The following is an 18,446-nucleotide window of genomic DNA, read 5'->3' on the forward strand; positions in this document are numbered from 1 at the left end:
CATGCAGGGTGGATTTTTGGCAAAGAACCCTTCGGTGCTGTGGTTTCTGCTGGTGCTGGCGGTGTTTACGGTCGTCGCCACGCTGCTGTCGCAAATCGGAATCGGGGCGGTTTCGACATCCATGGTCAAGGTGCTGGGGCGCACTTTGTGCCTTGCGCTGGTGGCGGTGGCGATGGATGTGATCTGGGGCTATTGCGGCATCCTCAGCCTAGGACACATGGCGTTTTTCGGCATCGGCGGTTACGCCATCGGCCAATGGCTGATGTATGCGCGCACCGAAATGATCGTCGCGGGCACGCTGGCGGCATCGCCGCTGCCCCCCACCGCGCTAGAGGTGAAAAACGCCGTCGCAAGCCAGATTTTCGGCGTCGTCGGCACGTCTGAATTGCCCTGGGTCTGGGGATTTGCCCATAGCTTGCCGCTGCAACTGGCGATGGTCGTGCTGGTACCGGGCCTTGTGGCGCTGGTGTTCGGCTGGCTGGCGTTCCGCAGCCGTGTCACCGGCGTCTATCTGTCGATCCTGACCCAAGCGATGACACTGGCGCTGTCGCTGTGGCTCTTCCAGAACGATTCGGGTCTGCGCGGCAATAACGGCCTGTCGGGGCTGCAAAATCTGCCGGGGCTGGATCACTGGGGGCAGGACTTCATCGCGGTGGTGTTCCTCTGGGCCTCGGCTCTCGCACTGGGGCTGGGCTATGTGTTCTTTGCCTTTATCACCTCGGGCAAAATGGGATCGGTGATCCGCGCCATCCGCGATGACGAGGCGCGGGTGCGGTTTCTGGGTTATGGGGTCGAGGGGTTCAAGCTGTTCATCTTTACCGTCACCGCCTGTGTCGCCGCGATCGCGGGCGCCCTCTATTATCCGCAGGCGGGGATCATCAACCCGGCAGAGGTCGCGCCCATCGCCTCGATCTATCTGGCGGTCTGGGTGGCAATCGGCGGACGCGGGCGGCTTTATGGCGCGGTGATCGGGGCGGTTGCGGTCTCGTTGCTGTCCAGCTGGTTCACGGGTGGCGCGGCGCCGCCGATCAACCTGGGGTTCTACACGATCCGCTGGACGGAATGGTGGTTGGTGCTGTTGGGCGCAAGTTTCGTGCTGGTCACGCTGTTCTTTCCCAAAGGGGTCGGCGGGTTGTTTGACCTGATCCCCAGCCGCAAGGAGCGCAAGGAATGAACGCGCTGCTGGAGGTTTCAGGCATTTCGGTCACGTTTGACGGGTTCCGCGCCATCAACAATCTGTCGATTTCGGTGGCCGAGCGTGAGCTGCGCGCCATTATCGGCCCCAATGGGGCTGGCAAAACGACCTTTATGGATATCGTCACCGGCAAGACACGACCCGATACGGGCCGCGTGCTGTGGGGCGAGATGGCGGTCAATCTGGTCGGCATGAACGAGGCGAAGATCGCTCGCATGGGTCTGGGCCGCAAATTCCAGCGCCCCACTGTGTTCGAGGCCCAAACCGTGCGGGATAACCTGCTGATGGCGCTGAAAAACCCGCGCGCGCCCTTTGCCGTTCTGCTGTCGCGCCCGACCGCGGCCGATATCCTGCGGATGGAGGAGATCGCGGTCGAGGTTGGCCTTTCCGCCCATCTGCACCGCATTTCCGGCGAACTCAGCCATGGGCAAAAGCAATGGCTGGAGATTGGCATGTTGCTGGCGCAAGAGCCGCGCCTTCTGCTGGTGGACGAGCCTGCGGCGGGGATGACACCGGCCGAGCGGGAACATACCACCGATCTGCTCAAGCGGATGGCGCAGACCCGTGCCGTGGTGGTGGTCGAACATGATATGGAATTTATCCGCCGCCTCGATTGCCGCGTGACCGTGCTGCATGAGGGCCGCGTGCTGGCCGAGGGCAGCCTTGACCATGTCACCGCGAACCAAGAGGTGATCGACGTGTATCTGGGGCGCTGACATGCTGGATGTAGAAAACCTGACGCTGAAATACGGCCAGAGCGAGATTTTGCACGGCATTTCCCTGACCGCCCGCATGGGACAGGTGACGGCGGTGATGGGCACCAACGGGGTGGGGAAAACATCCCTGCTAAAGGCCATCGCAGGGCGGCACCCCTTTGACAAGGGGACGATCCGCCTCGATGGGCGCGATATGGGGCATTACAGCGCCAATGGCGCAGCGCGCGCCGGCATCGCCTATGTGCCGCAGGGGCGCGAGGTGTTCCCCATGATGAGCGTGACTGAAAACCTGATGACCGGCTTCGCCTGCCTGCCCCGCGCCGATCACAAGATCCCCGATCGTATTTATGAATTGTTCCCCGTGCTAAAGGACATGGCGCATCGGCGCGGCGGCGATCTTTCGGGCGGGCAGCAGCAGCAATTGGCGATTGCCCGCGCGCTGATCACCCAGCCGCGCGTTCTGCTGCTGGACGAGCCGACCGAGGGGATTCAGCCCAATATTATCAAGGACATCGGCCGCGTCATCGCGGGCTTGCGCGACGAGGGAAAAATGGCGATCGTGCTGGTCGAGCAGTTCTTTGACTTTGCTTACGGTCTTGCCGATGAATTCGTGGCGCTGAACCGCGGCGATGTCGTGCTGTCGGCCCCCCGCGCCGATGTCACGCGCGAGGGGCTGCTGGAAAAGGTCTCGATCTAGACCGCCATGCGGATGGAATTGCCCCAGTCATCTTGATAGCTGGCGGCGGCGGTGACGGCGCTGCCGCCCAGCTCGACGAAATCAAGCCCGACATGGATCGGATCGCGGGGCCCTGCGCCAAAGCTGTTCCATTCGTTGACCGCAATCGTGTGGTGATAGCCGCCTGTCGACAGGAAGGACGCGCCCATCCGTTCGCGCACGGCGTCAAAACCCATGGTTTCGCGCCAAAACGCCGAGGCGCGGGCAGTGTCGCCAACCTTCATATGCACATGGCCCAAACAGGTGCCGGGGGGCGCGCCGAACCAGCGGGTCTCTTGCCCCTGAAGTTCGGCAACCATGCCCTGAAAGTCGATTTGCAGGCTGGCCATTTCGACCTGCCCATTGTTCCATTCCCATTCATCGGCGGGACGGTCGGCGTAGATCTCGACCCCGTTGCCTTCGGGATCGGTCAGATAGATCGCCTCGGACACCAGATGATCCGCCGCGCCGTCGATGCGCATCCCAAGGTTCGAGGCATTCAGCACCCAGCGCGCCAGATCATGGCGCGAGGGCAGCAGATAGGCGTTGTGATACAGCCCCGCAACGCGCATGGGGGCAAGGACGATGCCCTCGACCTCGGTGATCTCCAGCAAGGTGATGCCGCCCGCGCCAAGGTGGATCGTCGCACCCTCGCGCGATAATTCCTGCAGGCCGACATGTGTCTGATACCACAGGGAAAGCGCCTCGGCATCGCGGGCGCGCAGGCCGGATTTGGTGACATGGATCGGGGTTTGCAGCGGGAAAGCGATGGCGACTGCGGGCACCTGCGCCACAGCGGGGCGCGTGATGACAAAGGGCGCGGCGATAAGCGCGGTGACAAAACTGCGACGTTTCATAATGATATCCGTTTGATCTGAAAGGAAGGTTCCGGTTCAGATCACGCCGCGCGGCGGCCGCCATTGCCCGCCGGCAGTAAGGCCGCGCGGCTGGGGCATATCAGCAGATCGCACCGCCACTTGCGCGGCGCGGGGCGGCATCGCGGTTTCAAAGGCGCGCAGCGGCAGGCAGGCGGGGCATTGGTCGGGCAGTGCGACTTTGACCGGCGCTGTGCCCGGCATATAGCAGACCTGCGTCGCCGCGCAGGGCGCAGCCGCAACGCCCCGCGCAACCGCAGGCGTCAATGCCACCAGCATCGCCGCCGCTATTAGCGCAAAGCAGATCATAAATTGGGTCAGGTGCCGCCTCATATCCCCTATTTGCCGCAGAAGCGCCTGACACTCAAAGCGGAATTTACAGGGGGCACGCTGATGTGACACGCGCCGCCGCTTGCCATGGGCCGCGCGCGCGTTAGGATCACGCCATGACACAAGATGACCCGATCACCGCCATTAAACTGCGCCTGCAATTCGCCGATGACGCCGTTTTCGGCCCCGGCAAAGCCGCACTTTTGGAACATATCCACGCCGAGGGCTCGATCGCGGCCGCGGGACGCCTGATGGGGATGAGCTATAAGCGCGCCTGGTCACTGGTCGAGGAGATGAACCGCAGTTTCACGACACCCTTGGTCCTGTCCGCGCGCGGTGGCGCAAGCGGTGGCACGGCGCAGGTCACCCCCACGGGCGCGGAAGTTTTAGCCGCCTATCGTGCCTTGGAAAAAGTGCTGCACAGCAAGGGCGCGGCGCCCTTATCAAAGATTCGCGCGCATCTGCGCACCGGCGGCGACGCGTAAAGCGCTTGCCCTGCCGCATGGGTTCGATATGTTCGCGTAAACACATCGAAACACAGGTTATCCCATGAACCGCAAGATCGCATTCGCCGCCACCCTCATTGGCGGCCTGATGGCCAGCTCGGCAATGGCCGAAGATATCACCGTTTTCGCCGCCGCCAGCATGAAAGACAGTCTGGATGCGGTCATCGCCAATTGGACGGCGGAAACCGGCAATACGGTGACGGTGTCCTATGAGGGCTCGTCCGCACTGGCGCGCCAGATCGAACAGGGCGCGCCTGCCGCGATGTTCATCTCGGCCGCAATCGACTGGATGGACTATGTCGAAGGGCTGGGCCTGATCGAGGATGGCACCCGCAGCGACCTGCTGGGCAATTCGCTGGTGATCGTCTCGCACGAAGCCCCCGCCGCGCCGGTCACGATTGACGCGAACCTCGACTTGATCGGCCTTTTGGGCGATGAGAAACTGGCGATGGCGCTGGTGGATTCCGTGCCAGCCGGCGTTTACGGCAAAGAAGCCCTGACCAACCTTGGCCTGTGGGACAGCGTTGCGCCGAATGTGGCGCAAGCGGATAACGTGCGCGCAGCCTTGGCGCTGGTGGGTCTGGGCGAGGCGCCCTATGGCATCGTCTATAGCACCGATGCCGCCGCCGACCCGAATGTCGCGATCTATGGCACATTCCCGGCAGACAGCCACGGCCCCATCACCTATCCGGTTGCGTTGATTAAAGAATATAGCAGCGATACCGCCCATGCCTTCCTTGACTACCTGAAGACGCCCGCCGCGTCCGACGTCTTTACGGAATTCGGCTTCGTCACCCTGCAATGATCGATTGGCTGGCAGGATTTAACCTCAGCGCGGCGGAACTGGCCGCGCTGAAACTGTCGGTGCAGGTGTCTCTGGTGGCCTGCCTGTGCAGCCTGCCGCTGGGGATTTTCATCGCCTATGCGCTGGCCCGCTGGCGCTTTCCGGGGCGCGAGGTGCTGAACGGCCTTGTCCATCTGCCGCTGATCCTGCCGCCCGTCGTTACGGGCTATCTGCTGCTGCAAACATTTGGCCGCCGCGCGCCTTTGGGTGCATTTTTGGAACAGACCCTTGGCCTGACATTTTCCTTTCGCTGGACGGGCGCGGCGCTGGCGGCGGCGATCATGGCATTCCCGCTGATGGTACGCGCCATCCGCCTGTCGTTCGAGGCGGCTGACCCCAAACTGGAACAGGCCGCATCCACCCTTGGTGCGGGACGGCTGGCGGTGTTTTTTACCGTGACCCTGCCCCTTGCCCTGCCCGGCATTCTGACCGGCACGATCCTGAGCTTTGCCAAAGCGATGGGCGAGTTTGGCGCAACGATCACCTTTGTGTCCAACATCCCCGGTCAAACGCAGACACTGCCCTCGGCCATTTACGCCTTTTTGCAAAGCCCGACCGGGGGTGATGCAGCAATGCGGCTAGTGGTGATCTCGATCATCATCTCGCTATCTGCGGTGCTGGTCTCCGAGATTTTGGCGCGGCGCATCAGCCGCATGATCGGGCAAAGCGCATGATTGATGTTTCGCTGCGCCATGACTTTGGCGGCTTCAAACTGGACCTGGATTTTCGCACCGGCGCGGGTGTCACCGCGCTGTTTGGACGCTCTGGCGCCGGTAAAACCAGTATTATCAACGCGGTCGCCGGGCTGATGCACCCGCAGTCCGGGCGGATCGCAATTGGGGATGCCGTGCTGTTCGACAGTGCCAAGGGCATCTTTTTGCCACCGCCGCGCCGCCGGATCGGCTATGTTTTTCAAGAGGGGCGGCTGTTTCCCCATATGAATGTGCGCCGCAACCTGACCTATGGCGCGCGCTTTGCGCCCAAGGCGGCGGGGCCAGATTTTGACGAAGTGGTGGCGCTGCTGGGGATCGACCATCTGCTGGATCGCCCCCCATCCGCGCTATCGGGAGGCGAAAAGCAGCGTGTCGCCATTGGCCGCGCACTGCTGTCGCGCCCGCATCTGCTGTTGATGGACGAGCCTCTTGCGGCATTGGACGAAGCGCGCAAGGCCGAACTGTTGCCCTATCTGGAACGCCTGCGCCGCGATAGCCGCGTGCCGATTCTGTATGTCAGCCATTCGGTGCCGGAAATCCTGCGGCTGGCGCAGGATCTTGTGCTGGTCGATCAGGGCCGCGTGGTGGCCGCTGGCCCCTTGGCCGATGTGATGTCCAGCCCGGAAAGCGTCAAGGCCCTTGGCCCCCGCGCGATCGGTGCGGTGATCAGCGCCCGTATCGCCGCGCATGAGCCGGGCGAAGTGACACGCATGACCACGCCTGCGGGTGATATTCTGGTGCCACGCCTGCAAGGCGCGCCCGGCGAGACGCGCCAGATCCGTATTGCCGCGCAAGATGTGATGATCGCGCTTGAGCGCCCGCAAGGGCTGTCGGCGCTGAATATCCTGCCTGCGGTGATCCGCGACCTGCAGCCCGATGATGCGGGCGGTGTGCTGATCGGCCTGCAATTGGGTGAGGTGCGGGCGCTGGCGCGGGTCACGCAACGCTCGCGCATGGCGCTGGGGTTGCAGCCGGGGCTGGGATGCCATGCGGTACTGAAATCGGTGGCTGTCAGTCTGGGCTGACTATTCGGCGGCGATGCGGGCGTGATCGGTGCCGATCAACTGTGCCATCACGCGTGTCAGCCGCGCTTGCAGGGGCGCGAAGCCGCCGTGCGGCACAACCTGCGCCTCATCCAGATAGAGCGCGCGGTTCACCTCGATCTGGATGGCGTGCCAGCCGTCGGCGGGGCGGCCATAGGTTTCGGTCACATAGGCGCCTGCGAATGGGTGATTGACCGCGACGCGGAACCCTTGGGCGCGAAAGGCGGCAATGGTCTGGTTGCGCAGCGCGACATCCGCCGCGCGGCCGTGACGATCGCCCAGCACAATATTCGGGCCGCCCAGCCCCACCGCATCCGATGGCATCGAATGGCAATCAAACAGTATCGCCCGCCCATACTGGCGCTGCGCGGCCAGCATCTGGCCCGCCAATGCGGCGTGATAGGGCTGCCAGAGATGGCTGAGGCGCGCCGCGGCCTCGGCATAGGGGATCTTGCTGCTATAGATCGGCTTTCCCGGCCCCACCACACGCGGGATAACACCAAGGCCGCTGATGACGCGCAGATTGAGGCCCGCGACGCGGCGCGGCAGATCCGTGATCAAGGCGGGGTCCAGATCATGCGCCGCACGGTTCAAATCCAGATAGGCACGCGGATAACGGGCAACCAGCAGCTTTGCCCCCAAGGCGGGGGCCGCGCCGAACAGCTGATCCACATAGGCATCTTCAGAGGCGCGAATCTGCAGCGGGTTCAGCCGCACCTGCGCCAGAAAATCGGGGGGATAATAGCGCCCACTATGGCCCGCCGCAAAGAGAACGGGCGAATCGCCGTGCGCAGGCAGATGCAGATCATGGCCTTTGGGCAGGGGAGTTTGGTTCATTTCACTTTGCATGACGCAACGGCGCGCTCTGAAAACCAGCCTAATCACTTGGGGCGGGTGGTAAAAGCCCCTTGAACCCACCCCGAACACCTTTTATAGACCCGCTACACCGCAGCGGTGAACGCGAAAGCGACACAGCTGTAAGGGGCGGTTAGCTCAGTGGTAGAGCACTACGTTGACATCGTAGGGGTCACAAGTTCGAACCTTGTACCGCCCACCATGAAATTCACCGGCAACCCGCAAGGGCGGCCAAAATGCAACCCGAGGCGCAAACAGAGCGCCGAGATATGAGGAGAGACCACATGAAGGTCGCTAACTCGCTCCGCTCGCTCAAGCAGCGTCACCGCGATTGCCGTATCGTGCGCCGCAAAGGCCGCGTTTACGTTATCAACAAAACGCAGCGTCGCTTTAAAGCCCGTCAGGGCTGATTTCAGCGAAGCACTGACCCCGGTCAGATAGAAGTTAAGAAACCCGCGCATCACCCGATGCGCGGGTTTTTACTGATTGGTCATCATTCGCTTGCACGAAGCTGTGAAAGACCGCAATTATGCCGCCATTGCACACCCTCGCACGGAGGAAGGAATGCGCAGCATGACACTGAAAACGGGATTGAAACGGGTCGGCCTAGGGGCTGCACTCGCGATGGGCACGGCGCTGCCGGCCATGGCGCAAGACGCGATCTGCGGCACGATGGGCGCGGGTGGCACGTGGATCGGCGGCGCGGCCGACACCTCGGATCTTAACACACTCACCGACCCCTTTGACCAAATGTCCCTGATCATGTCGGGCGGACGGCATGTGTCCTATTTTACCGTCAGCGCACAGACCGATGTTCGCCTCGAGGCGGAATCCTCGGACGGGGGCGACCCGCTGGTCGAGGTCTACGACGAAGCCGGGAATTTCGTGAATTCGGATGACGATTCGGGTGGCAACCTGTCGGCGCGTCTGGAAACCAGCCTTGCGCCCGGCACCTATTGCATGATCGCGCGCACCTTTGACGGATCGGGCACCACGGCCTACCTGCGTCTGGGCCGCGATGACACGCCAGCGCTGACCGCAGGTATGAACCCCGACACCTGGAGCGATCCTGATTCTGGCTATACCGATCCTTGGGCCACCAGCGGCACCTGCGAATTCGCCACCGCCGAGCGTCCCTTTGGCGAGGCTGCGATTGATTTCAGCACCGGGCCGGTGACGATTTCCGCCGTGCCGAACAATTCGCCCTATCTGGGCTTTACCCTGGCCGAGCCGACCGCCCTGACCGTCACCGCGGCAAATCCCAGCGCCGATCCGATCATTGCGGTCTATGACGGCAATAACACCTGGTTGGCCGAGAATGACGATTTCGATGGGCTGAACTCGCGCATCGACTTTATGAACACGCTGCCAGCCGGCAATTACTGCATCAACCTGCGGGCCTATAATGATGGCTCGCTGCCGGTTGATGTCGCACTGAGCACCTATGACCCTGCCGCTGCAATGCGCGGCATGATCGACCGCGCCGAGGCCAGCCCGCCGCTGGATGGCAGCCATCCGGTGACCGATCTGGGCGCCCTGCCCGCGCGCCACCGTGCGGATATCCAAGCAACGGGTGCGGCCGCAACCTGGTTCTCGTTCGAGGTGACAGATACCGGCGTTGTCGCGATCGAGGCTGTCGCCAATGGCGCGGCTGATCCGGTTCTGGTGCTGTTCGACGATTTCGGTCGCGAAGTGGCCTTTGCCGATGACAGCAACGGCTCGCTTGACCCGATCATGCTGTCGCGCGTCAGCCCCGGCACCTATGTGCTGGCGCTGAAACTGTATAGCACCGATTCGCGCGCGCTGGTGCGGATGTCGTTTGAAAGCTTCACGCCCGCCGGTCGCTAAGACGGGGCAACGGCTGTAGAGGGCGGGCCGATCTGGCCCGCCCCTTTTTATTGCCCGCCCCTTTTTATTGGCCGACACCCGGGATCAATGTGTCCGCCAGCAGACGCACCAACACCTGCTGATCCAGATACCCGGTCACCGGCAAGCCCCGCGCCTCTTGATAACGGCGAAGCGCGGCGCGGGTTTCATCATCGAATACCCCATCGACGGTTCCCGGATTGAACCCCAGCGCATTCAGGCGATCCTCGACCACGCGGCCGGTCATGGCGTTGATGTTCAGCGCCGCCTCGGCACTGGCTGCGGCGTCGTCAGCGGGTGGCACAGTGGGCGGCGCGTCGGGCGTTGGTGCTGTGCCCGCGGTGATACGGGCGCGCGCCTCGGGTGCGAATCGGCCCTGCGGATAGACCTGCAGATAATCCTGATAGGCGGCGGGAGTATTGGCGGCCTCGGCCGCGGCCCAAGCGGATGTCTCGCGCGCGGTGGCGGCAGCTTGGATTTCGGCATCGATCGCAGCCAGCCGTTCGGTGGCGATCGCAGCATAGGCCCCGGTCGGGTAGCGCTCGAGGTAAGCGCGCAGGCCCGGCGCGTCGCCCTGTGCGCCGATCTCGCGCCAGAAATCCTGATCCGCCAGCGCGGCGGCCTGCGCCTGACGGGCGGCCTCGGCCTCGGCCTCGGCGGTGCGGCGGGCGGCCTGCGCCTCAAGCCGGGTCAACTGGGCGCTGGCAACATAGCCGGTGGGCGGGAAGTCATTCCCGCGCTGCCACGCCGAAATCGCGGCGCGTGTGCCCGCGCCAAAGATGCCATCGACGCCGCGCGGATCAAAGCCCAAGCGTTGCAGGTTCTGCTGGATGGTGCGGCGCTGCGCGGCGGTCAGGTTCATCGCCTCCTCGATCATCCGATCGGCGCGATTGGGCTCGGCCACGATGGCGGCAATCGCCTCCTCGGCCAGCGCGGCATAGATGCCCATCGGATAGCGGGCGAGATAATTGCGATAGGCCTCGACCGAATCAAGGGCCTGCGCGCCTTGCCACAGCGCCTCCTCGGCGGCGGTTTGTTCGGCGGTCGGCTGCGGGGGGCCAGCCGGCACCGCCTCAAGCGGCATCAGGACAAAGCCGCTGCGGGGGACAAAACCCTGCCAGCCAAGGCCGCCGCGCCGGTTCGCCAGTTGCAGCAGATCACCGCCGGGCTGGGTCAAATCCTCGGTCGCAAAGCCCGCAACGGCAGAGGGATCGCCCGTCACGACGCTGACGCCTTGCGGGATATCCAGCGCGCCGATGCCTTCATACAGATAGGGATCAATCGCGCCGCCCTGCGCCTCGGGCGCCAGCACCAGCAGCGCGCGGCCCTGACGGGCGGCCATCACCTCAAGCAGGCTTTCCAGCGATAGCGCGGTATCGCCAAGGCCGAGCAGCGAGGGGGTGCCCGCCTCGGCTGTCAGGAACCAGGTGCGGCTGCCATCGGTGACAAAGCGGCCCGACAGAACCGCGACGATGCGCTCGGATTCCGGGATCGTGTCCAGCCAGGTCTGAACGGCGGTCAGGGTTGGTTCAGCCCGCCCATTGGGCAGCACGGCGACGCGAAAACCCAGCGCCGTCAGCCCGTCATTGGCATTTGCCACATCCGCCCCGCGGGCGACACGGCCCAGCGTCTCGTATCGTTCCACCCCCAGCAGCAGCGCGGCATCATTGGCCAACGCGGCACCGGGCAGTAACATCGTGGCAAGGGCGAGGTAGATTTTATGGCGCATCTGATATCTCCTTGCTTTCCCAACGCGAAACCCGCGCCTTGGTTCAGGATAAATGAAATTTTCCGCGCCGCGAATGCAAAAGGGCGGCCCATAGGCCGCCCTTCCATTCCTTGCCGATGGCAGGGATTAGAACGAATACACCACGGACAGGCCGTAAGTGTTGTCGGTGCTGCTGTAACCGGGCAGCGGATCGGTGTGGTATTGCGTAAAGATCGAGCCACGCAGCGCCAGCGAGTCAGTCATGCTGACGGTCAGACCCAGATCGTTGGTGATATAGGTGTCGCTTTCCGACCAGATGACATCCGTATCGTTGGTGAACGCCAGGGTCTCGCTCAGACGGTAGTAGTAGTCGGACGAGATGCTGACAGCCACTTCTTCGATGCTGCTGCCGTCTTCGACGTCAGCCCAGCGGAAGCCGGGGCCAGCGGCGATCGACCATTGAATAGCCGGATCGTTGAAGATGCGATAACCCAGACCGGCACCCACAAAGGTGTCCTTGGTGTAGGAGCCGAACTTGTCGTCGATATAGATGCCTTTACCGTAGGCATAGATGCTCGACGACAGCTCGCGGGTGTAGTCATAGCTCAGCATCAGGCGATTGGTTTCAGCCGCGTCGGAATCTTCCGAATAAGCGTAGCTCAGCGCGACGGCATGGCCGTTGATACCGTCGAAGTAGCCAAAGTTACCACCGACACCGACATCGGTCGATTCGCTGTTACCGGTGGCGACATTGGCGCGTGCCGCCAGCGAGCCGGTAAAGCCCAAAGCGCGACCTTCGTTGCCAAAGGCGTCGACGTCGCGGTCAAAGTCATCAGCAATGTCGTCGCGCAGATCTTCGATCGTGTCGTCGATACGGTCTTGGTTTGCAAAGGCGCTGGTTTGGGCCTGCGCACCGGCTGCGGTCACGGCCGCGATTGCTGCGATGACAAAGATATTGCGAGTTTGCATGGCATCCCTCCATTTGAATAAAGCCGCAGTGTTGCTGCGTTGTTATTCACTTAAACCCTTGGGCCGAAGGTAAAACCCATGCTGCGGGCGCAGGCGGCACAGGGCGGAGTTTCCGCCACATCGGCCAAAATCCGCGAATTGTAACGGATTGATAACAAAGGATAACCGCTTTCGGCGTTTTCACGCTGCCCAAAAAATGACAGGGCAGCGGTTGAAATTGCCGCTAAAAAATCCAAGCGCGTTAACGAATAAGCCGCATCCATAGCCAATCGGGCAGGAACCGCGCCAGCCGGATCGACCATGACATGGCCAGCGGAAAGCCCCGCCGGAAGGTGTCGGTGTTCATATGTTCAAACATCTCGCGCGCGGCCTGCTCGGCCGAAAGGCGCAGCGGCATGGCAAGGCCGGTCTCGCGCGTCATCTGCGTATCGACAAAGCCGGGATTGACGACTTGTACCAGAATTCCAGTATCTTGCAGCTCGGCGCGCAGGCCTTCGGCCATCTGCATGACCCCGCCTTTGGAGGCCCCATAAACCGCCATACCCGGCAGGCCGCGATAGGCGGCGAGCGAGGCAACCAGCATGATATGCCCGGTGCCACGCGCACACATTTGCGGCAGCACGGCGCTGATCACGCGCACGGCGCCGGTGAAATTGGTATCGGCCATGACCTCGGCCGCCTCGAAAGACCAGCCGGCGCTGCCGCCTGCGGCGCGCATCAGCGACATGACGCCCGACATAAAGATGACGCCATCAACCTGCCCCGCAGCCTCGGCCGCGGCTTTGACGGCGGCACTGTCGCGCACATCCATCGGCAGCACACGGGCGCGGCCGGGCAGAGTTGCGGCCAGTTCTTCAAGTCGCTCGGCATTGCGGGCCGACAGGATCACCTCGGCCCCCGCGCGGCTGACCAATGTCGCCAACTCGCGCCCAATTCCCTCGCTGGCACCGATCAGCCAATAGGTGCGGCCTTGCCAGTCTCGCATCTAGAAATCCCCCTTAGCGATTGGGACCATTGCCTTGCGTATCCCACGCAAGCACAGATTGCACACCGCCCGCGTCAATCACGCCATGGCCGCCCATCCCCAGATAGAAGGTGCGCCCATAAAGACCCGAGACCACGGTTGTCAGCCCGTCTACGCTGACCGCGCCGATGGCGCTGCCACTGCAGACCGCTGCGCCATCTTGGCAAGGCACCAGCGTATAGGTCTGGACCGCGCCATTCGCACCCGGCGCGATCACTGAAATCGGACCATGTTTGAACGGCCATTCATAGGATGAAATCGCCAGCGGGCTGAGCCAGTCCAGATAAGCGCCGCCGTAAGTGCCGTAATCACCGCCCTGCTGCGCGCCCGCTGCACTTGCAACTGCAACACTGGCGATCACGCCCGCGCATGCGATTTTCAGCATCTGCCCGATACCCATGTTCCCGATCCCTATCTGCGGTTTAAATGCACGCTAACGCCCATCTAGCGGCAGGGCAACCGGCTAGCTAACCGCGCCTGCCAAACAGGCGCTCGATATCGATCAGGCGCAGTTCGACATAGGTGGGGCGGCCGTGATTGCACTGCCCCGAGGCGGGCGTCGCCTCCATCTCGCGCAGCAGGGCATTCATTTCTTCGGCGCGCATCCGGCGGCCCGAGCGGATCGAGCCATGACAGGCAACACGCGACAGCACGGCGTCCAAACGCGCGCCCAAAAGGCTGGTCTGCTCGCTGTCATCCAGCTCGTCCAGAATATCACGCAGCAAAGCGGGGCTATCGACTTCGCCAAGGATGGCGGGCGTCTCGCGCACGGCGACCGATCCGCCGCCAAAGGGCTCGATCGTCAGGCCAAGGCGCGACAGATCATTCGCCAGTGCCAACAGCCGACCGGCCCCCGCCGCGCCTAGCTCGACAATATCGGGGATCAGCAGGGCTTGGGCCGCGACGCCGCTATGCGCCATCTGCTCTTTCAGACGCTCATAGACCAGCCGTTCATGTGCGGCATGTTGATCGACAATCACCATACCGCGCGCGGTCTGGGCGATGATGTAGTTTTCATGGATCTGCGCCCGCGCCGCGCCAAGGGGCATATTGTCATCGCCCACCGGGTCGTCGATGCGGGCCGAGGGCTGCGCGACCTCGGCAAAGCCCTGCGGTGCGGCGGGCGACGATACAGGGCTTTGGGCGAACCAAGCGGTGCGCAGCGCCTGCGGCGAGGGATTGCCATAGCCGCCGCCCAGCGGCATCTGATAAGCGCGCGGCGCAAAGGCAGGTTCGGGTTGAAACGCCGCCAGCGTCGCATCCGCCACCGTGGTCGAGGCGCGATGCCCCGCCGTCAGCAGCGCATGGCGCACCGCGCTGACCAGCAGCCCGCGCACCAGCGCCGGATCGCGAAAACGCACCTCGGATTTCGCCGGATGCACGTTCACATCCACCAGTTGCGGATCGCAGCTGACGAACAGCGCCGCCGCCGGATGGCGATCGCGGCTAAGCAGATCGGCATAGGCGCCCTTTAGCGCGCCGATCAACAGCTTGTCCCGCACGGGGCGGTTATTGACGAACAGATATTGCGCCACCGCCGCGCCGCGCGAATAGGTGGGCAGCGCGGCATAGCCGGTCATGTGGAAGCCGTCGCGTTCGGCATCGACACGCACCGCGTTTTCGGCAAATTCGCGGCCCAAGATGGCCGCCAAACGCCCATGCAGCGCATCAAACAGATCGCCGGTTTCGGCATTGACGCGCAGGACTTGACGATCCTCGCCGCCGCTGGCGTCGCGCAGGGTGAAGGCGACGAACGGCTCGGCCATGGCAAGGCGGCGCATGACATCGGCAACGGCCTGCGCCTCGGCACGATCACTACGCAGGAATTTCAGGCGGGCGGGGGTGGCAAAAAACAGATCGCGCAGCTCGACCACTGTGCCGCCCGATAGCGCGGCGGGGCGAGTGGGGGTCGTCGCGCCGCCATTCACGGTGATCTGCGCCCCTTCCTCGCCGGCGCGGCGCGAGGTCAGCGACAACCGCCCCACTGCACCCAGCGAGGCCAGAGCCTCGCCCCGAAACCCGAATGTATGGATATTCAGCAGATCCGAGCCGTCGATTTTCGACGTCGCATGGCGCGCCAAAGCCAGCGGCAGTTGCGCAGGCGCGATGCCCCATCCGTCATCAACCACGCGGATCAGCGTGCGCCCACCATCGGCAATCGTCACATCAATCCGGCGCGCGCCCGCATCCAGCGCATTCTCGACCAGTTCCTTGACGGCCGAGGCGGGGCGCTCGACCACCTCGCCCGCCGCGATGCGGTTGACGATATCCTCGCCCAGTTGCTGGATGGTGGGCGGTGCGCTCACTGGTTCGCGTCCAGCCCGACCGGCTCGCCCACCACCACGAAATGCAGCGCATCAGGGTTCAATATGCGCGAGGCGACCCGGTTCAGATCCTGCAGCGTCACCGCATTCACCAGATCATTACGGTTCAGCACATAATCCGTTGGCAGGTCGATCATCTGCATTCCCACCATGATCTGAGCGATATTGGCGTTGCTATCAAAGCGCAGCGGATATTGTCCGGTCAGATAGGTTTTCGCACGATCCAGCTCGGCCTGCGTCACCCATTCGGTCGCAAGGCGCTGCCATTCGCCGCGCACCAGCTCGATCGCCTCGGCCACCGATTGGTTCGAGGTAGAAAAGCCGCCAACAATCAGTTCGGACAGATCATTCGGCACCAGATAAGTGCCAACGCCATAAGTCAGGCCGCGCTTTTCACGCAATTCCTGCATCAGGCGCGATTCAAACCCGCCCGAGCCGAGGATGTGGTTCAGGATATAGGCGGTGATGTAATCGGGATCGTCGCGGGTGATCCCCTCGTGACCGAAATAGATCGTCGACTGCGGGCCGGGGAACGGCACGACGGTGATCCCGCCAAACGTCGCCGGCTCGACATGCGGTGGCAGCGCGGGGGCGTTGCTGGGCAGATCGGACAACAGATTGTCCAGCAGGGTGCCGAGTTCCTCGGCCGTGATGTCGCCAACAGCCGAGACGTAAAGGCGGTCGCGCGTCACCACATTGCGATGGGCGGCCAGCAGGTCGTCGCGGGTCAGCGCGCTCACCGATTCAATCGTGCCATCCAGCGCGGTGCCATAGGGGTGATCGCCAAAAGCCTCGGCATTAAAGGTCGATGACGCGATCACATTCGGGCGTTGCGTCTGCGACTGAATGCCAGAGATCACCTGCGCGCGCACGCGATCTATCGCATCTTGGTCGAACCGCGGGCTGATCAGCGCCTCGCGCAGCAGGGCAAGAGCCTCGTCGCGATTCTCGGTCAGCACGCGGGCCGAGACGCCGAAACTGTCGTCCGAGACCGAGAAGGAAAAGCTGGCGGCCAGCTCCTCGCGCGCGGTCTGAAAAGCGACGGCATCGCGTTCGCCCGCGCCTTCCTCGATCACGGCGGTCATCAGGTTTACTGCGCCGCGCTTGCCGGGCTCGTCCAGATTGGCGCCGCCGCGCACGCGGATTTCCAGCGCAAGAAACGGGATCTCGTGCTGTTCGACAAGCCAGGCGTTCACGCCGCCGGGCGATGTGACTTCCTGAATTTCAACCTCGGCCCGCGCGGTCGTGGCAAACAGCGCCAGGGTTAGCGGAAGGATAAAGCGCAGCATTTCAGTTCCCCTCGGGCGCAGGCGTTTCAGGTGTCACGAAAAGCGTGACCGAGCGGCGGGCATCCAGCACATCGCGGGCGGCCTGCATGATCTCGTCCGCAGTGACAGATTGCAGCACCTCGGGCCAGCTTTGGATATCGCCCACTGACAGCCCCGAGGCCAGCGCCGCGCCATAGCGGTTCGCCAGATGAAAGACGTCATCGCGGGCATAGATTTCCGAGGCACGCAGCTGCGTGCGGATACGGTCCAGTTGCGACTCATCAACGCCGCGATCAAGGAAGCGCTGCAGCGCACCGTCCAGATCCTCCTCGGCCTCGGCCAAAGTGATACCCGGCGCGGGCACCAGCGACAGGCTGAACGTGCTGCTATCGACCGCCGCGCCGCCGTAACCGGCATAGACATTCAGCGCGATCGGATTTTCAAAGGCCAAAGCCTGCCCCAGAACCGAGGTAAAGCTGGAGCCGCCCAGAATTTCCGCCAGATAGGTCAGCGCAGCAGCTTGCCCCTGCTCACCCGAAATGCGGTTCGGCGCGATATAGGTGCGCGTCAGATAGGGCTGCGCGACGCGGGCATCGCTGAAATCCAGATGGCGCGCGGCCAGTTGCGGCGGCTCGGACGGGCGGGTGCGCGGCGGCAGGTTGTCCGATGGCGCGATCGGGCCGTAATATTCCTCGGCCAAGGCGATCACATCGGCGGGGTTCACATCGCCCGCGATGACAAGGATGGCATTATTGGGCGCATAATACAGATCGTAAAAGGCGCGGATCTCGGGCAGGTCCAGCCCTTCGATCTCGTGCCGCCAGCCGATCACCGGCAAGCCGTAAGGATGGTTCAGATAGAGCGCAGCGCGGGCCTGTTCCTGCGCCAGCGCACCTGCATTGGAATCGGTGCGCTGGTTGCGCTCCTCGAGGATCACATTGCGTTCGGTCGCGATTTCCTCGGGCGTCAGCAGCAGACCGCGCATCCGGCCCGCTTCCATCTGCATCATCAACGGCAGACGGTCAGCGGCAACGCGCTGGAAATAGGCGGTGTAATCATAGCTGGTAAAGGCGTTATCCTCGCCGCCGTTTTCAGCGACAGCCGCGGAAAACGCGCCGGAGGCCATCGTATCCGTGCCCTTGAACATCAGATGTTCCAGAAAATGCGCGATGCCGCCTTGACCCTTCGGCTCGTCCGCAGACCCCACGCGATACCAGATCATCTGGGTGACAACGGGGGCGCGGTGATCCTCGATCACGACGATATCGAGGCCGTTTTCCAGCTGATGCGTGGTCACGTTATCCTGCGCTAGCGCGATCTGGGGGGAAAGTGCGGCCATTGCCGCCAGTGCTAGGGCAAAGCCCGCTGCAACCACACGATGAACCATATCCCCGGCCTCCCCAAATCACGTCAAGACTTACAGTAAGCCTTGAACGCGCCTTCGCAAGCCGGGGATACGCGGTCGTGATCACTTGACGTTACGATGGGCGGCAAA

General features: G+C 63.2%; 20 protein-coding genes and 1 tRNA gene. 10 read left to right on the plus strand and 11 right to left on the minus strand.

Annotated features, from left to right (window positions below; genetic code table 11):
- Nucleotide 1 precedes the first annotated feature (1 nt).
- The 3 genes from urtC to urtE are packed head-to-tail and all read left to right on the plus strand — an operon-like array spanning nucleotide 2 to nucleotide 2,608.
- On the plus strand, nucleotides 2–1,174 hold the full coding sequence (urtC, locus tag KVU_RS09905) for an urea ABC transporter permease subunit UrtC (RefSeq protein ID WP_014537963.1): 1,173 nt from the start codon (nucleotides 2–4) through the stop codon (nucleotides 1,172–1,174).
- The gene (gene urtD / locus KVU_RS09910) at nucleotides 1,171–1,911 is read left to right on the plus strand and encodes an urea ABC transporter ATP-binding protein UrtD (RefSeq protein ID WP_013385093.1); all 741 of its coding nucleotides are present in this window, start codon (nucleotides 1,171–1,173) and stop codon (nucleotides 1,909–1,911) included. Before urtC ends, urtD begins: the two co-directional genes overlap by 4 nt.
- Before the next feature lies 1 nt (nucleotide 1,912).
- Nucleotides 1,913–2,608 (plus strand): urea ABC transporter ATP-binding subunit UrtE, encoded by a 696-nt coding sequence (gene urtE / locus KVU_RS09915; RefSeq protein ID WP_013385094.1) that lies wholly within the window; start codon nucleotides 1,913–1,915, stop codon nucleotides 2,606–2,608.
- Here the strand turns inward: urtE and KVU_RS09920 are convergent.
- On the minus strand, nucleotides 2,605–3,483 hold the full coding sequence (locus KVU_RS09920) for a VOC family protein (protein ID WP_013385095.1): 879 nt from the start codon (nucleotides 3,481–3,483) through the stop codon (nucleotides 2,605–2,607). The genes urtE and KVU_RS09920 overlap by 4 nt on opposite strands.
- Nucleotides 3,484–3,519: 36 nt before the next feature.
- Entirely contained in the window at nucleotides 3,520–3,780 is a 261-nt protein-coding gene (locus KVU_RS09925; RefSeq protein ID WP_236953098.1) for a hypothetical protein, read from the minus strand.
- Between the two features lie 167 nt (nucleotides 3,781–3,947).
- Between KVU_RS09925 and KVU_RS09930 the strand changes: the two genes are divergently transcribed.
- From KVU_RS09930 to modC, 4 genes are all read left to right on the plus strand, one after another.
- Entirely contained in the window at nucleotides 3,948–4,316 is a 369-nt protein-coding gene (locus tag KVU_RS09930; RefSeq protein ID WP_013385097.1) for a winged helix-turn-helix domain-containing protein, read from the plus strand.
- Between the two features lie 64 nt (nucleotides 4,317–4,380).
- The gene (gene modA, locus KVU_RS09935; RefSeq protein WP_013385098.1) at nucleotides 4,381–5,142 is read left to right on the plus strand and encodes a molybdate ABC transporter substrate-binding protein; all 762 of its coding nucleotides are present in this window, start codon (nucleotides 4,381–4,383) and stop codon (nucleotides 5,140–5,142) included.
- A complete protein-coding gene (gene modB, locus KVU_RS09940; RefSeq protein ID WP_013385099.1) occupies nucleotides 5,139–5,855 on the plus strand; it encodes a molybdate ABC transporter permease subunit in 717 nt (238 codons plus the stop codon). Before modA ends, modB begins: the two co-directional genes overlap by 4 nt.
- Complete coding sequence (gene modC / locus KVU_RS09945) at nucleotides 5,852–6,919, plus strand: molybdenum ABC transporter ATP-binding protein (protein WP_013385100.1); 1,068 nt, start codon at nucleotides 5,852–5,854, stop codon at nucleotides 6,917–6,919. The genes modB and modC overlap by 4 nt, the downstream gene beginning before the upstream one ends.
- Here modC and KVU_RS09950 read toward each other — a convergent pair whose 3' ends face one another.
- Complete coding sequence (locus tag KVU_RS09950; RefSeq protein ID WP_013385101.1) at nucleotides 6,920–7,786, minus strand: N-formylglutamate amidohydrolase; 867 nt, start codon at nucleotides 7,784–7,786, stop codon at nucleotides 6,920–6,922.
- Nucleotides 7,787–7,919: 133 nt separating this feature from the next.
- Between KVU_RS09950 and KVU_RS09955 the strand changes: the two genes are divergently transcribed.
- The 3 genes from KVU_RS09955 (at nucleotide 7,920) to KVU_RS09965 (ending at nucleotide 9,640) form a co-directional block, all read left to right on the plus strand.
- Nucleotides 7,920–7,994: transfer RNA gene (locus tag KVU_RS09955), tRNA-Val, on the plus strand.
- An 82-nt stretch (nucleotides 7,995–8,076) separates the two neighbouring features.
- On the plus strand, nucleotides 8,077–8,202 hold the full coding sequence (gene ykgO / locus KVU_RS09960) for a type B 50S ribosomal protein L36 (RefSeq protein WP_013385102.1): 126 nt from the start codon (nucleotides 8,077–8,079) through the stop codon (nucleotides 8,200–8,202).
- Between the two features lie 163 nt (nucleotides 8,203–8,365).
- A complete protein-coding gene (locus KVU_RS09965) occupies nucleotides 8,366–9,640 on the plus strand; it encodes a peptidase (RefSeq protein WP_014537964.1) in 1,275 nt (424 codons plus the stop codon).
- Nucleotides 9,641–9,704: 64 nt separating this feature from the next.
- Here KVU_RS09965 and KVU_RS09970 read toward each other — a convergent pair whose 3' ends face one another.
- The 8 genes from KVU_RS09970 to KVU_RS10005 form a co-directional block, all read right to left on the minus strand.
- Complete coding sequence (locus KVU_RS09970; protein ID WP_014537965.1) at nucleotides 9,705–11,387, minus strand: peptidoglycan-binding domain-containing protein; 1,683 nt, start codon at nucleotides 11,385–11,387, stop codon at nucleotides 9,705–9,707.
- A 126-nt stretch (nucleotides 11,388–11,513) separates the two neighbouring features.
- Nucleotides 11,514–12,335 carry a DUF481 domain-containing protein gene (locus KVU_RS09975; protein WP_013385105.1) on the minus strand — a complete coding sequence of 274 codons (822 nt, stop codon included), beginning with the start codon at nucleotides 12,333–12,335 and terminating at the stop codon, nucleotides 11,514–11,516.
- Between the two features lie 50 nt (nucleotides 12,336–12,385).
- The gene (locus KVU_RS09980) at nucleotides 12,386–12,598 is read right to left on the minus strand and encodes a hypothetical protein (RefSeq protein ID WP_158304742.1); all 213 of its coding nucleotides are present in this window, start codon (nucleotides 12,596–12,598) and stop codon (nucleotides 12,386–12,388) included.
- Nucleotides 12,577–13,320, minus strand: coding sequence for an SDR family NAD(P)-dependent oxidoreductase (locus KVU_RS09985; protein ID WP_013385107.1), 744 nt, complete (start codon nucleotides 13,318–13,320; stop codon nucleotides 12,577–12,579). Before KVU_RS09985 ends, KVU_RS09980 begins: the two co-directional genes overlap by 22 nt.
- A 13-nt stretch (nucleotides 13,321–13,333) precedes the next feature.
- Nucleotides 13,334–13,759, minus strand: a complete 426-nt coding sequence (locus tag KVU_RS09990; protein ID WP_013385108.1) for a hypothetical protein — start codon at nucleotides 13,757–13,759, stop codon at nucleotides 13,334–13,336.
- A gap of 67 nt (nucleotides 13,760–13,826) precedes the next feature.
- Nucleotides 13,827–15,665 carry a DNA mismatch repair endonuclease MutL gene (mutL, locus tag KVU_RS09995; protein WP_014537966.1) on the minus strand — a complete coding sequence of 613 codons (1,839 nt, stop codon included), beginning with the start codon at nucleotides 15,663–15,665 and terminating at the stop codon, nucleotides 13,827–13,829.
- A complete protein-coding gene (locus KVU_RS10000) occupies nucleotides 15,662–16,972 on the minus strand; it encodes a M16 family metallopeptidase (protein ID WP_014537967.1) in 1,311 nt (436 codons plus the stop codon). The genes mutL and KVU_RS10000 overlap by 4 nt, the downstream gene beginning before the upstream one ends.
- A gap of 1 nt (nucleotide 16,973) precedes the next feature.
- The gene (locus KVU_RS10005; protein WP_013385111.1) at nucleotides 16,974–18,338 is read right to left on the minus strand and encodes a M16 family metallopeptidase; all 1,365 of its coding nucleotides are present in this window, start codon (nucleotides 18,336–18,338) and stop codon (nucleotides 16,974–16,976) included.
- Nucleotides 18,339–18,446: the final 108 nt, after the last annotated feature.

The sequence above is a fragment of the Ketogulonicigenium vulgare WSH-001 genome (assembly GCF_000223375.1).
Classification (GTDB): Bacteria; Pseudomonadota; Alphaproteobacteria; order Rhodobacterales; family Rhodobacteraceae; genus Ketogulonicigenium; species Ketogulonicigenium vulgare.